Annotated in this window: 12 protein-coding genes; 9 read left to right on the top strand and 3 right to left on the bottom strand. The window is 39.1% G+C overall.

Annotated elements, in window-relative coordinates; genetic code table 11:
• Positions 1–69: 69 nt before the first annotated feature.
• The gene (locus D1839_RS12270; protein WP_120380250.1) at positions 70–1,347 is read right to left on the bottom strand and encodes a hypothetical protein; all 1,278 of its coding nucleotides are present in this window, start codon (positions 1,345–1,347) and stop codon (positions 70–72) included.
• Positions 1,348–1,759: 412 nt separating this feature from the next.
• Here D1839_RS12270 and D1839_RS12265 point away from each other — a divergent pair, with 412 nt between their 5' ends.
• From D1839_RS12265 to D1839_RS12225, 9 genes are all read left to right on the top strand, one after another.
• Positions 1,760–2,797, top strand: a complete 1,038-nt coding sequence (locus D1839_RS12265; protein WP_120380249.1) for an NAD(P)H-dependent flavin oxidoreductase — start codon at positions 1,760–1,762, stop codon at positions 2,795–2,797.
• A 582-nt stretch (positions 2,798–3,379) separates the two neighbouring features.
• Positions 3,380–4,381 carry a TAXI family TRAP transporter solute-binding subunit gene (locus D1839_RS12260; RefSeq protein ID WP_120380248.1) on the top strand — a complete coding sequence of 334 codons (1,002 nt, stop codon included), beginning with the start codon at positions 3,380–3,382 and terminating at the stop codon, positions 4,379–4,381.
• Positions 4,382–4,516: 135 nt separating this feature from the next.
• Positions 4,517–5,053, top strand: coding sequence for a DUF1850 domain-containing protein (locus D1839_RS12255; protein WP_120380247.1), 537 nt, complete (start codon positions 4,517–4,519; stop codon positions 5,051–5,053).
• Positions 5,046–7,046: a TRAP transporter permease gene (locus D1839_RS12250; protein ID WP_120380246.1), complete on the top strand. Its 2,001-nt coding sequence runs from the start codon at positions 5,046–5,048 to the stop codon at positions 7,044–7,046. Before D1839_RS12255 ends, D1839_RS12250 begins: the two co-directional genes overlap by 8 nt.
• 426 nt (positions 7,047–7,472) lie before the next feature.
• Positions 7,473–8,642 (top strand): alanine racemase, encoded by a 1,170-nt coding sequence (locus D1839_RS12245; RefSeq protein ID WP_120380245.1) that lies wholly within the window; start codon positions 7,473–7,475, stop codon positions 8,640–8,642.
• Entirely contained in the window at positions 8,642–9,985 is a 1,344-nt protein-coding gene (locus D1839_RS12240; protein ID WP_120380288.1) for a D-arabinono-1,4-lactone oxidase, read from the top strand. Before D1839_RS12245 ends, D1839_RS12240 begins: the two co-directional genes overlap by 1 nt.
• A gap of 1,147 nt (positions 9,986–11,132) precedes the next feature.
• Complete coding sequence (locus D1839_RS12235; RefSeq protein ID WP_120380244.1) at positions 11,133–11,555, top strand: hypothetical protein; 423 nt, start codon at positions 11,133–11,135, stop codon at positions 11,553–11,555.
• A gap of 6 nt (positions 11,556–11,561) precedes the next feature.
• On the top strand, positions 11,562–12,188 hold the full coding sequence (locus D1839_RS12230; RefSeq protein WP_120380243.1) for a lysozyme family protein: 627 nt from the start codon (positions 11,562–11,564) through the stop codon (positions 12,186–12,188).
• A gap of 39 nt (positions 12,189–12,227) precedes the next feature.
• Positions 12,228–12,608, top strand: a complete 381-nt coding sequence (locus D1839_RS12225; protein ID WP_120380242.1) for a RidA family protein — start codon at positions 12,228–12,230, stop codon at positions 12,606–12,608.
• Positions 12,609–12,852: 244 nt separating this feature from the next.
• On the opposite strand, the gene D1839_RS12220 is transcribed toward D1839_RS12225, so the two are convergent.
• Both D1839_RS12220 and D1839_RS12215 read right to left on the bottom strand, forming a co-directional pair.
• Positions 12,853–13,098, bottom strand: coding sequence for a DUF1450 domain-containing protein (locus tag D1839_RS12220; RefSeq protein ID WP_050350878.1), 246 nt, complete (start codon positions 13,096–13,098; stop codon positions 12,853–12,855).
• Positions 13,099–13,308: 210 nt separating this feature from the next.
• Entirely contained in the window at positions 13,309–14,673 is a 1,365-nt protein-coding gene (locus D1839_RS12215; protein WP_120380241.1) for an MATE family efflux transporter, read from the bottom strand.
• Positions 14,674–15,543: the final 870 nt, after the last annotated feature.

The raw sequence follows: 15,543 nt of genomic DNA, 5'->3' as shown, positions 1-15,543 counted from the left end.
ATTTTTATACTTTCTTATTTTCTGAAAAAAATGAAAGAAGCCTGTATATTATTAAGGCTTCTTTCATTTTTACAAATTCAAGCTAAAAAGCTTTCTTGGCCGCCCCCTTATATATGGTTTTTCTTCCCCTGTTACTTTAATAACTTTACCTGCTAAAAGTTTATTAATGGTTCGTTCGGCACTGCGCTTGGTTACTTTATAATGTAAGGCAAAATCATGCGACGAGAATGGTTCATTATTACGCAATGTAACGAATTGAATGAAATTATAGGATATTTCGTTATTTAACCGGGCTTTATGAATTAAAGCCTGATACAATTTCGAAGTATCAAAGGTTTTGGTTATGCCAATAGGACCAATCGTATCCTGATTTTCATTTACCAGATAACATTTGCTTTCATTCGAATCCAAGCAAATCTTTAACGCTTTCTTGGCATTTTCTTTTGCTCTTTTTGCATTAAGCCCAAGCCCAAAACCAATAGCCACAGGGAGTTGTGAACGACGTTCGATGACATGGAGTAATGGAAAATCACGGTAATGTCGTTTGATGTGATCTAACATGCTATTTGTTCCAAAAAGCATGACCCGATTATGTTTATTTGTTACTACACATGCATTGTTTTGGTGAGCGAATTCATCAACGATATGCCGTAATTGCACATTGCTGTCGAAAGATTGCACGTTCGCTTCGATCGATTTTAGCTGAATATATCCAATTACGATTTGTGTTGTATTTAGTTGATATTGCCGCAGTTTAGCTACTTGTCTTGCCTCTTCAATGGCTAATTTAATATTTAATGAGGGAGTATGTATCTTTCTGGCTGGAATTTTCTTTTGCTTCAGTTTCTCTTTTACTTCTTCGATGGATGTAAGAACATAATCTATCTTTCCTTGTTTCCATAGGCGTTGGTGATGTTCAACAATAGAAGTGAAGTCATGCAACATCCATTCGTTAGTTTGAAGCAAATAGATATCATTATCTTGCAAATCTAATTCTGATAAAACATTGTATACAGGTTTTTCATCGCACACATCCATAGAAATACGGTTCCAGTTTTGCTCCCTTTCCTGTTTCAAAAGACTTAATGTTGTTAATAGCATATACTCATTCAAAGAAATATAGATGCAAGGAGTCGTTTTTTTGATAGCTTTATTTTTCACCAATAAGTATGGAATTTGTTCTGCAAATAGATAAATATCACATACATATGCTTTTTCTACTTGATAAAACAACTCTTTTGTTTGCATGTACGGAAAAAACTTAAATTCAAGCTCTTTATCTATAGCTATTTTCTTTACTCGACTTAGCATAGCACTTGGGCAAAATATGGCTACTTTCATTTTCATTCGTATCGCTCCTGTTTGAGTAATAATAATGTTGCACCCGCCAAAGCGAAGATGAATCTGTTTTGACTATTGTATGAAAACAGGTTGCAACAAGACTTCCTCGAATTATACAGGCGGATGTGTTTTTACAATTAAATAGTTAATAGCCATATGATATTGAATTTTCTAATAATTGTCAAGATTATTATCGTAAAAGTCGGCATGAATGCTAAAGAGCTTCTCCTGACAAGAGGTTTCCCTGTATCCCGCCAAAACGGACTGTAGTCTTCATGTAGATTTGCAAAAAATGTGCGAAGATTGCCCGTAAAGACCCGATTGGTTCAACTAACTAGTTCATGGTGCAGTGCATTGATGACAGAAGTTTACCTGTATAGTATGCTTGTAAAAAGGGTGTGGATGGGAGGAAGATAGAATGAATCGTTTTCTAACATTAACTAAAGTGAAGCTACCAATTATTCAGGCAGGGATGGCTGGTGGGATTACGACACCAGAACTTGTCGCAGCAGTTGCAAATCAAGGGGCTTTAGGAACAATAGGGGCAGGCTATATGACCCCAGAAGCATTACAAAAAGTGGTCCAAGAAGTAAAACAATTAACGGATCAACCATTTGCAGTTAATCTGTTTGCGACGAATTTGCAAGCGAGTTTAGACGATTTAGAGCCCATGCAATCAGAATTAAATACCTTTCGAGAACGTTTAGGGGTGGAGCTAGGACGTAGGCAAGTACAAGTGTATGATTATATGCAAGAGAATCTAGAAGTTTTGTTAAAGGAAAAGGTTCCTATTATAAGCACTGCTTTTGGTATATTAGCAAATGAACATATTGAGGAACTGAAAAATAATCATGTGACCTTAATTGGAATGGCAACGAATGTGGAGGAAGCAAAACAGCTTGAAGAGTCAGGATACGATATTGTCGTAGCACAAGGGAGTGAAGCTGGTGGGCATCGAGGTACATTTTATATCGATCAATATCCAGATGGGTGTAATATTGGGTTAGTATCATTGCTTTGTGCTATTATGGAACAGGTAAATATTCCTGTTGTCGCGACAGGTGGGATTGTTTGTAAAGAGCAAATGGAAGGGCTACTAAAGATGGGAGCGGAAGCTGTGCAAATTGGAACACGGTTCCTCGTTGCTAAAGAGGCCGGAACAGCGCCTTCTTATAAGGAAGCTATTCTTAATGCAAAAGCAGAAGATACAGCGATTACAACATTTTTCTCAGGCAGACCGGCAAGAGGAATTGTCAATACATTCATTAGCGAAATGGAGCAAAAACAAGTGACTGCTTTGCCATTTCCGATTCAAAATGAATGCACGAAGGATATAAGAAAATCGGCCAAGGAGCAAGGTAATTCTGCTTATCAATCCTTATGGGCTGGACAAGGTGTTAGTCAAATCAGAACAGAAGCAACAGTAAAGGGTATTATAGAATCATTCATAAATTAATCTAACAGAAGCATTGGAATGAAGCTTTTCCTTCATATGAAAGTAGCAATTAAATTTCCCGTAGCGTTTAGGTGCTGCGGATTTTTTAATTGTATAGGCGCCTATACAATGAGATGCTTGTGAATAACGAAATAACCGAGTAGGAACGTCCGGCTCGTGAGCCCAGCAACGATGCGACTTTATAAATGCCCCTAAGATAAGGTCTCATCCAGTTCGCCCTTAAAAAGAAGGCGGACTAAAAATGGGCTTGCCGGAGAGACGTCGGCACACCCCTGTTTTAGTGGCATATTTCCTTTATCTCTATTAATTTGTTCCATTCTGGAAGCACTCTTTCTATGTGAGTAGACAACATCCATCTTTATACGATAATTCCACGTCAACCCGAATCTAAAGCGTGATCACTGCTACAGTAAAATAACAGAAGATGTACCTCCTTAAGGTGTCTAGCTTTTATTTTATGATAAAGTAACCGAATACATAATGAAATATTGATTCAATTAGTTCTATTACTAATAGTTTGACAATAAAGTAATTAAAAAGTTAAAATATAGTTTATAAAAAGGTTTATAAGGGGGAGTTTGCATGAAACGAGCAAATCAGTGGTGGCTCATAGTTCTTTTATTTCTCTTTGTGTTTTTACTGTCAGCATGCGGAGGAGACAAAGAAGCTGATGGTGCAGATGAAGGAGATAAGGGGAAGGCGGAAAAACCTGAATTTTTAAGTTTGTTGACTGGAGGAACAAGTGGTACATATTATCCGTTAGGTGGAGAAATGGCCACAATTATTAAAGATGAAACAGGTATTCAGACAGACCCGCAATCATCCAATGCCTCTGCGGATAATGTAGCTGCTTTGAGAGATGGAGACGCACAATTAGCCTTTGTTCAGACAGATGTTATTTCTAATGCAATTGAAGGAATAAATTCATTTGAAGGAGAGCCCGTGGAAAATGTGCAAGCAATTGGATCCCTTTATCCAGAAACCATTCAAATTGTTACAACAAAAGATTCAGGGATTACTTCCGTGGAAGATTTAGCTGGAAAAGCTGTTTCAGTTGGAGCACCCGGGTCAGGAACGTATGTGAATGCGGAGCAAATTTTGGAAATCCATGGTATGACAATGGACGACATTGAAGCACAAAATCTTGACTTTGGGGAGTCGACCGGCGGTATCCAAGACGGTAATATTGATGCCGCATTTATTACAGCAGGTACCCCAACAGGTGCTGTGGAAGGATTACAAGCTCAAGTGGATGTTAATATTGTTCCGATTGCTCAAGAGAAGATTGATGCCTTAGTAGAAAAATATCCTTATTATGCAAGTGATACAGTTCCTGCAGGGACATATAAGCTTGAAGAGGATGTTCAGACAGTGGCCGTACTTGCGATGCTAGCTGTGACCGACAGTCTTTCCGAAGATGTTGTCTACGATATTACGAAAGCTATTTATGAAAATTCAGATAAAATCGCCCATGATAAAGGTCAGTTTATAACGAAAGACACTGCTCTTGATGGGATTGGAGTTGATTTACACCCAGGAGCTAAAAAATATTTTGATGAAGAAGGTATTTCAGCTTCTGAGTAATGAATTAGTGATCATGGCCGGCTGTAAAATTAGTTTGCAGAATTTTGCTGCCGGCTCTTCTATTGTTCTGTAAAAGTAGGAGGGGCATTTCATAGCATTTAAAATTCATTACCTAAAATAAAAGGTGAAGTCGATATGAAAGCTTTAACTAGAAAACAATGGGCTTTTATGCTTATTTTCCTCGCTAGTATTACGCTGTTAATTACTTTACTTGTTCCCTTTCGAACAGCGCTTATTTTTTATAAGGAAAATACAAATCAAATAGAAATGTTCCTTCCTATCAAAGAAGGGGATCCGTTTCAGCTTATATTTACCCATTCCATTCATTTAACAGATGTAGTAGAAAAATATGAAATAACGGATAAGAAAACGATCCGCCAAACGGAAATCAGCTTTGAGGAATTTGCTATCGGTATGCCTTCTAATGCGCAAGGTGAAGAACAATTTATTTACAAAGATGGAAAATATCATATTAAAAACATAAATCAAACGTTTGATCAAATTAAACTTCGCAATGGAAAAGTTGTTTCTGAAAATAGACTCGTTTGGGGAGATGGCGCAGACTATTGTGTCTATTTAAACGATTATGTAGAACCAGGTGCTTGGTTTTCGTTAAAAGTGGAAGACATAACGCTATGGCAATACCTGAAAGGAGTGGAAATACATGAGTGAGGAAAAAGATCAGTTAACAGAACAAGAACAAGAAGAATTGTTACAAAAATACGATACAGAATCAAATACGAGGAAGCTTGCAGGAATGGCTGCTGGGATCGTATTCATTGGCCTGCTGGCATTTTCAATCTTTCAATTATATACAGGTGCATTTGGACAAAAAACGGCTTATATTCAGCGGACTGTTCACTTAGGGTTTGCACTTTCCTTGATTTTCCTTTTGTTTCCAGCAAGAAGGAGCGGAAACAAGTTCCGGGTTGCCTGGTACGATTATGTGCTTGTTATATTATCTATTATTGTTTGTAGCTATTGGTCGCTATACTATGAAACACTTGTGCAGCAAATTGGCGGTATTACAGAAGTGCAAATGATTATTGGAGGAATGGCTATATTACTCGTAATGGAGGCTGCGCGAAGAGCGGTAGGCTTGCCGATTACAGTTATAGCAGGTTTGTTTTTAATTTATGCTTTATTTGGTAGGCAAATGCCTAGCTTGATAGCCCATCAAGGATTAAGTGTAGAACAGCTTATCGATACGATGTTTTTTACGACAGAGGGGATTTTAGGAACACCGTTACAAGTTTCCTCCACTTATATTTTCCTCTTTTTGTTATTTGGTGCATTTTTAGTACAAACGGGAGTCGGGAATTATTTTAACGATTTAGCCATCTCCATTGCCGGCAGACGGACTGGGGGGCCTGCGAAGGTAGCGATATTTTCTAGTGCATTAAATGGGACAATATCTGGAAGCTCCGTTGCCAATACAGTAACGACTGGTTCCTATACCATTCCAATGATGAAACGATTAGGATATAAACCGAATTTTGCGGGTGCTGTAGAAGCAGCCTCGTCAACAGGTGGACAGATTATGCCACCAATTATGGGGGCGGCTGCTTTTTTAATGATTGAGTTTGCTGGTGTAGGGTATTGGGAAATTGCTAAAGCTGCACTAATCCCAGCTATTTTATATTTTTCTGGTATTTGGATCATGACACATTTAGAAGCAAAACGAATTGGTTTGTACGGCCTGCCAAAGGATCAAATCCCACCTAAGAAAGAAGTGCTTAAAAAAATTTACTTGCTCCTGCCGATTATAGCGATTGTTTGGCTGTTATTTGAGGGGTTTAGCATTGAACGAACGGCGCTTTATGGAATAGGTATTACTATATTAGTTAGTTTATTTATGAAGGAAACGCGTATAACGCCGAGGAAATTTATTATCGCACTAACGTCAGGAGCCCGTACAGCATTAGGCGTGGCTGCGGCCACTGCTTGCGCTGGAATTATTGTTGGTGTCGTCACGAAAACGGGGCTAGGAGTAAAGTTAGGAGGCAGTTTGGTAGATATAGCAGGTACTATAGCTACTTCCGCCGATATGCAGTTATTGTTGACGCTATTTTTTACGATGATTACGTCGATTGTTTTAGGCATGGGCTCGCCTACGACAGCGAATTATATTATTACATCAACAATAGCTTTACCAGCTATTTTAGCCTTAAATGATCATTTAGATGTAGCTATTCCACTGCTGGCAGGGCATATGTTTGTGTTTTATTTCGGTATTGTAGCTGATATCACTCCACCAGTCGCACTCGCTGCTTTTGCAGCCACTGGCATCTCGGGTGGTGAACCAATTCGCACCGGGGCAAATGCTGCGAAGCTGGCAATTGCTGCTTTTATTATTCCTTATATGTTTGTGTTACAGCCAGAATTATTAATGATTGATACAACAATTGTAGGTGTCGGGTGGATTTTATTTACAGCAATTACAGGTATGATCGCGATTGGTGCAGGATTAATTGGCTTTTGGTATGTAAAGCTTCACTGGACCGTTCGCCTTTTAACAATAGCAATCGGGCTGTTATTAATTTATCCAGAAGGAAATACGGATTTATATGGATTAGCCGCCTTTATTCTTATGTTAGCTATCCAGTTGTACATGAAGCGTTCAAAAGCATCTGGTAAGGAAATGGAAAAAACGGCAAGTGGTTAGGAGAGGGTCTTAACCGTGTAAGCCTTATGCAGCCTATGCTTGAGTTATCGAATGTATGGATACTATCTTTTGCCGTTATGAAGGGCTACAAGCGAAAAGTAAGTGTTGAAACTCCACGTAAGCTGCAATGTTTTATGGATTACTAAATAGCAGACGATAGACGCTAACATCATGATATGGATGGTAGAGTTGTTTCGCTGTATAGGAAATTATAAAATGAGGGGCTTGGGGATAACGAAATAACCGACGACTCACGTCCGGCGTATGAGCCCAGCAACTAGGCAACTTCACGAATCGTCCTACGATAAGTCATCATTGGTTCGTATCCTTATCATGATTCCTAAAACTTTAGTTGCTTCGTTCCAGTTGCTCCGTTGCTAAACGGGCGCCCCGCGCCTTTATTCTTTACGAAAGGGAGGGAACAAAATGAGTAACAGATCAGAATTAAAATCGCAACCGCGACTAGTCCTTCATATAGATCAATTAGACAATAATTGTAAGATTATTGCTGCCAAGGCAAACAGCAAAACAATCCGGATTGCTACGAAGTCGATTCGCTCCATTCCTGTCTTAAAGCGAATTTTAGCTTCGAACAGCGTATTTCAAGGGTTAATGTGTTATAACGCTCAAGAAGCTTTGTTTTTGCACGAAAAAGGATTTGACGACATAGTAATTGCCTATCCTTCCATAGATAAAGAAGCGCTTAAGCAGATAGCTCTTGCAAACAAAAACGGAGCTCATATTGTTTGTATGGTGGATAACGTACAACAAGTAGATTTAACCCAGCAGATAGCTAAGGAGGACAACGGTCTTGTTTATATATGTTTAGATATTGATATGAGTACAAGGTTCGGACAATTTCACTTCGGAGTGCGCCGTTCACCATTGCGGAAAATTTGTGATGTATTAAGTATAGCTGCCTATATTAAAAAACAATCTCAATTACGATTAATAGGAATGATGGGGTATGAAGCGCAAATCGCTGGTGTCCAAGATGAGTTGCCAAACCGGATAGCAGTTAATAAACTGGTGCAAGCTTTAAAGAAGCAATCCATTTCCGCTGTCAGCAAACGACGCCATGCGTTTGTTCGAGCTTTAATGGTTCATGGTTTCCCGTTGCAACTGATAAATGGTGGAGGAACAGGAAGCGTATCAACAACAGTGAAGGAAGAGGTGATTTCAGAGGTAACTGTTGGCTCAGGATTTTATTCTCCTAAGCTGTTTGATTATTACAAACATTCAATTGGAACAAAACCGGCATTGTTTTTCACACTTCCTATCGTCCGCAAAGCAGCAAAAAATGTGTATACATGCTCAGGGGGTGGCTATATTGCTTCAGGCAGCTCGGGCGAGGATAAATTACCAGTGCCGGTTTATCCTGCGGGAAGTAAATTAATTTCGGTAGAGGGCGCTGGTGAAGTACAGACGCCTGTTTTTATTCCTCGTGGGTCCATGGATATAGGTGATGTTGTCGTATTTCGAGCAGCAAAAGCCGGAGAAATTTGCGAACGATTTAATGAAATCATCTGTGTTTCCCAAGGAAAAGTGGTGGACTGCTTTCCAACTTATCGTGGAGAAGGGGTGTGTTTCTTTTAATGAAAGAAACATTTTGGAAAAATTGGGCAGAAACAGTATATTTTCAACCGCATAAAGTAGTGTATCCAACATCGATTGCCGAAGTATGCCAGATCGTGAAGCAAGCCAAAAAGGAAAACCAACAAATACGTGTAATTGGCGCTGGACATTCGTTTACTCCGATCGCTGCAAGTCCGGGTTACCTCATTTCTCTAGACAATTTGACAGGAATTATTTCCATTGACGAAGAGCAGCAAACAGCTGTTGTATTAGCTGGCACACGTTTGTATGATCTTTCAAAACAGCTTGCCGAGCAAGGGTTCTCTCAGGAAAACTTAGGAGATATTAATACTCAAAGTTTGGCGGGGGCGACGCTCACCGGAACCCATGGGACGGGAATTCAATTCGGTAATCTTGCTACACAAGTAGTAGAGTTGAAAATGGTAAACGCTGATGGAGACGTGATAACTGTAAATGCACAAAGCGAAGTGCCTTTGCAAGCGGCAGCTATTTCTTTAGGGTTATTAGGCATTGTTGTAGAAATGGCAATTCGGATTATTCCTGCCCCTACGTATCGTTTTGAAAGCAGAAAAATACATTTCCTTCATTTGTTGCAAGATATGAAGCAATTAATAGCTGAGAATAGACATTTTGAATGTTTTATGTTTCCATATTCCGAGATTGTGCAAATCAAAACAATGAATTTATCTGAACAGGTCCCCCTTTCAGTTAGAAAGCATCGTTTGAAGGCATTGGTAGTGGAGAACTACGCGTATCAACTCTTGTCAGAAACAGCAAGGTTCATACCGCGTACAACTCGTTGGATTAGTCGTTTGTCTGCTAAAGCCATTGGTTCCTCCGTTATTCATGCGAAAAATTATGATCTTTTCGCTACAGCTCGTAATGTTCGCTTTCGTGAAATGGAGTATAGTATTCCTTTGGAAAAGTTATCAGAAGCATTAATTGCTATTCGAACGAAAATGGAAAGGGAAGGGTATCACGTCCATTTTCCGATTGAAATTAGAATGGCGAAAGGAGACGATTTATGGCTGAGTACAGCTTATGCGAGGGATTCCGCCTATATTGCTATTCACATGTATAAAGGGATGCCGTATGAAAAATATTTTCAAGATATGGATGCTTTGCTGCAAGCATATGAGGCTAGACCTCATTGGGGAAAAATGCACAATATGAATCTAACCCAACTACACAGAGTATACCCTAAACTGGAGGCATTTCTAAACATCCGCGAACAGTTAGATCCATCCGGCATTTTTTTAAACGCGTACTTTGCAAAGTTATTGGAGACAAACAATAAAGAGAATAGGACAAAGCTGCAAAAAAGTATTTTTGCGGAGGTATGATTGCAAGCTTTTAATGGTTATATCATTGCTATCATCGCTTTAGAGAGGATAACAAAGACGCAGAGCGCCCGTTTAGCAACGTGGCGACTGGAGCGAAGCAACTAAAGTTTTAGGAATCACGGAGAGGTAACGAACCGATGATGACTTATCGTAGGGCGCTTTCGTGAAGTCGCCTAGTTGCTGGGCGCTTAAGCCGGACGTGGCTATTCCGTTATATCGGTACTCATAAGCCAAAATTTTTATACTTTCTTATCTCTTAAAAAATACGTAGTTGTCTTCCTTGTTTGAAACTTATCATTCATCATTTACCGGTATATAAGGTGCTGTAAGCCCCCACCATAAGAATGGAAAAATCCATACTGCAGCAAGTCTAAGTGTCACCTAAATGCCTTATTTCGTAAATGGCCTTTAGGTCATACCTTGTTCTACTAGCCATCAGTGGGGGATGAAAGAAATCCCCCTTGATGGAAGGTTCACTTTACCTACATAGTCACAAAGTTCATCATGCGATAGTGCCTGTAGTTGTAAGATTTTCTATCCCATTAAGTGGAAGTTTGTGGAGTGTTATAGTTGATACTGTTAAGCTAGCGGATGATGAACGTGGAGACTCCTCGAAAATGAATAACGCATTTTCTTCGTGCGATGTTTCACTGTCGTAGCTTTCCTTGTCCTGTAGGAAAGCGCAGTGGGATGGCCCCGCAGAAAAAAGAGAACTGCCTTTTTTCGAGTAGGCTGAGCGCCAGCCCAAGGAAAGCGTAGTGTTTTTCCTCAGCGGTCACTAGATACATTTCGCTTCTTCCATGTTTTTTAAAACAATTGTTGTATTAAAAATAATAAAATTGTACATACATAGAGTGCTGGAAATATAGAGGTTATAGCTATGTTGAGGGAAACTTGAGACATACCATGAAGAAATCTTACTTTCGCATAACCTAAATTTGTTTTAAAATGTAGATAACTCATTTTTGCCAAGAGGAATCTCGGATTGGGTATAGCTATGGTCGTAGATAATAATAATAGTATAAGTTGTACAATGAAGATATTCATTTTTTCCCTAACGTATTTTGAAATGTTTCTTATTATGGTTTGTAATTTAGGAATATAATATGGAAGTACCTTAGATCGCATCAATAAAGGAGATCAAATAATGAGGCTGTTGCAATTAATGATCATTGGAGTTATCTCTGGTCTCTGTCTTGGAAGCTTTCTAAAGCTTATTGAACAAATGACATCAAAACAGGTTTATACATTACTGTTAAATGTTGATTACATTCCTGTATTAAACAGCTGGTCACTAAATGAAATGAGTGAATTTATGTTGCATATTCTCGTTTCTATCATACTTGTACCATGTATCTATTATAGCTTGAAACATATCGGCCAAAGACAAAGCGTATTCACATATATGCTAATTAGTAGTTTAATAGGTGCAATATTATATGTAACCACAAGCTTTTCTACTCGTACACCTGCTCTTTATGATGAGGCAGCATTTTTACTTTGGGTCCTAGGTCATCTATTATTCGGATGGATTATAGGTACTTTAATAGCTATGATAGTAAAGGATTAGATAATGATGAAAGACAGCAGAAGATTGTCAAAAGCAGTTAAACGGACATTGTTAATTGGAATCGCATTATTTATATTACTTATCGGTATTTCGTTGTTTTTTCACCGTACTTTGTTGAATCAACCTGATTCACAGACAGGAACATTAATCAGTGAACAAGTATTAAATTATCGCCCGCTTGTAGCCAAATATGCTGAACAGTATGGGATTGAAAAACATGTAGAAACCATCCTTGCCATGATGATGCAAGAATCTGGAGGACGTGGAGACGATCCGATGCAAGCCTCAGAAAGCTACTGTGGCGAGCGAGGATGCATCAAGGACCCGGAATTATCTATTAAACAAGGTGTCTATTATTTTTCCAAAACATTGGAAGCGGCGGATGGAGACTTGCTAACTGCTGTTCAGTCTTATAATTTTGGAAAGGGGTTTGTTGATTTTATTCGGGAACAGGGAAAGAATTTTTCCCAGGAAGCTGCTATTCAATTCTCACAAAAAATGTATGCTAACGATCCAGACAAGGAAAAATACCGTTGCTTACGGGATGGAGCAAAGGAGCTTGATGCTTGTTACGGCGATATATACTACGTTAAATCTGTTATGGCATATAGAGAAAAAATAACAGAAGAGTAGCTTTTTCCATGGTATGATGAAAAGAAGGAGGAGATAGCAATGAATAAGGCAATTCACACAGATAAGGCACCAGCTGCATTGGGGCCATACTCACAAGCTGTTGCGGCAGGTGATTTTCTTTATGTGTCGGGGCAAATAGGCATGGATCCGACGACAGGGGAAATGACAGAAGGGATTGAAAACCAAGCGAAGCAAGTATTGAAAAATATTCAAGCCATTCTTGAAGAAGCAGGCACAGATCTGACGAAGGCGGTTAAATTTTCAATCTATTTAAAGTCAATGGATGATTTTTCCGTTGTGAATGACATATATGGTAGTTATTTACAAGAGCCATATCCAGCAAGATCGACGATTGAAGTTAGTAAACTACCTAAAGATGCGCTTGTAGAAATGGATGTTATTCTACATTTAAAGGCTTAGGAGGCGAAACTTGCAAAATTTCGCGTATCATAATCTAGCGAAACTGTTTTTTGGGAAAGGGTAATTAGACAAACTGCCTCAATAACTGGCTCCTTATCGGAAACTTATCGTTTATAGTGGAGGGAGTATGAAGCGTAGAAGAATATATAGATCGTATTATGAGGGGTAGAAGTCTGCTGTTTGAAGGTTCACTTTAAGGATGTTTTGAAAACCTTGTGAAGTGAAAAGTAAAAAGGCTGGCTGTTTATTCATACATAGCCAGCTCTTCTTTAATCGCAGCTCTTATTTTATCCAAGCATTCTTCTGGTGTGTTTCCAAAAATGCGTCGGTTGTTAACGAGCGCATATGGCTTTACTCTGCACAGTCCGCAAAAGGATAGGCAATCATTTGTGAGTACAGCTACTTCAGGGAACTCTTTTTCTAAAATTTCCTCTATGTCAATAGAAGTGATTGCATTTCCGTCACAGACTTCAACTACGACAATACCCATTGCTATCACTTTCTTTCTAATTTTAGTTTGTATACAAAAGGGTAGACAGTACAAAATATCATAGCAGTAGATATAAAAACATTAACACCAAGTTACGATGGTCGGCCTCTTGTTTATAACCAACTTTTTGTACATACTCTTCATTTTCCTTGCCCTTCTAAATAAGGTACTTTGTTAGTTTTAGCATAAACGTAACGAGAAATCAATCATCTAAACTGAGTCTTGCTTCTTTTCTGGTTGTACAAAGCTCATGGATACCCAATTACGTTGTTTCCAACGGCGGAGCATGAATAAACCACGCAACCATTCATCAGCAATAAAGGAAATCCAAATCCCCATGAGTCCAAGATTTAAGTAAATAGCGAAGAACCAAGCAAAAGTAACGCCAATGCCCCACATGACAGCAACACCAATATAAACTGGAAACTTCACATCTCCTGCTGCACGTAAGGAGCTAATCATAATTAAATTAAAGGCTCGCCCAGGTTCAAGCACAATTGTCATTAATAATAGCCATGCTCCAGTTTCTAAAATGGTCGTATCATCTGTGAAAATCCCTACTAAAGGCTTGGAATAAAAGTAAACAATCGTAGCCATCGTTAATGAGACGACAATTGATATTTTGAGACTTTTCATCACTCGCTTGTATGCTGCCTCCATGTCTCCAGCACCAACTAAATGACCAACGAGGATTTGCGTGCCTTGACCAATAGCAATGGAAAATAGAAAGATAAACATCATAATATTTTGCGCATATACCTTCGTAGTAATTGCAATGGTACCAAGTTGTGCAACAAAATAGGTGATTACCATCTGGCTGGCATTATAAGAAATTTGTTCACCGGCAGATGGAATACCAATTTGCAATAATCGCTTGACGTATTGTTTTTGATAACGGAAAAAGTATCCGACTTTTATCTCTTCCCTGTTTCGTTTCCAAAATAAGTAAAATAAGACAATAACTCCGACAAAACGGCTGATTGCAGTTGAATAAGCTACTCCTTCCACCCCTAGTACCGGAAATCCAAACGGACCGAAAATAACCAAATAATTCCCAATGACATTCAGGATATTCATGCCGATGGTGACATTCATCGTATCCTTTGTATATCCATAGCTACGCAAAATAGCACCCAGCGTCATAATTAAAGCTTGAATAAAGATAAGTCCACCTACAATTTGCATATAGCTGGATGCTTCCCCCATAATTTCCTGTGGAAGATCCATGAATTGCAGGATAGTTTTTGCGCCAAAAAATAAACCAACGCTTAGAAACAGTGAAAACAATAGGTTTAAGCTAATAGACAAGGCGGAAATTTCTCCTGCCTGTTGATTATTTTTGGCACCTAGATGTTGCGCAATGAGGATAGCTGCCCCTTGTGCTACGAAGCCAAACATCACAATGACTACTGACAACACTTGATTAGATACACCAACAGCTGCGACGGCTTTATCGGAATATTGGCTTAGCATTAATGTATCCACATTCCCCATTAACATATGTAGGAAGATTTCAATAAAAATAGGCCATGTTAGACCAAACAATGTGAGCCTTTTCACTTTTTCTGAGGACATAGTTATCCCAACTTTCTAAGCTATCATAGAGTTAGTTTACCTTTATTTGACCGGAATGGAAAGTATTAAACGGCGGTGTTTAAGTGAATGTCATTTTTTCCTTGAATGTAAGGTGTAAGACAGCCACTTTGGGGAGCCTGGCAAGATAAAGAGAGGTTTAAGTGGAAGACAGCGGCACCTAAATGGGTCGCCTAAATGTTATATCAGGAGGCGTGAATTACTGAACAAGAAAAACTTCGAAAGCGAAACATCGCACGCCAAAAAGCGTTCTTCTTTTTCAAGGATGCTTGATATATTAGTCTTTGTTCAAAGATAAGAAAGCATAAAATTTAGCTTTGGGATACCGATATAACGGAATAGCTACGTCCGGCTTAAGCGCCCAACAACTAGGCGACTTTAGAAATGCGCCTTCCCATAAGTCATCATCGGTTCGTGGTTAAGAGGAAGGCCGACTAAAAACGGGCTTACCGCTCAGGCGTCGGCATACTCCTGTTGCAGGAGCATGCTTCCTAAAACTTTCGTTGATTCGCTTCAGTCGCTACGTTGCTAAACAGGCGCACTTCGCCTTTGTTCACTATAGGAAATTATAAAATTTGGCAGCTGTGGATAAACTTACTAAGTTATTTAGCCACGTCCGGCTTCAGCGCCCAGCAACTAGGCAACTTCACGAATCGCCCTACGATAAGTCATCATTGGTTCGTACCTCACCGTGATTCCTTTATCTCAGTTGATTCGCTTCAGTCGCTACGTTGCTAACCGGGCGCACTTCGCCTTTGTTCACTATAGGAAATTACACTAGCGTTGCATAAACTTTTTATTTCAAAGTCAAGCGAAGATATTTTGTTCCAAAATTATGAATAATAGGAGTTT

This window comes from Roseburia sp. 1XD42-34 (assembly GCF_009917385.1).
Taxonomy (GTDB): domain Bacteria; phylum Bacillota; class Bacilli; order Bacillales; family Amphibacillaceae; genus Virgibacillus.
Note: the sequence above shows the minus strand (reverse complement) of the source record. Positions and strands in the feature narration are given on the sequence as shown.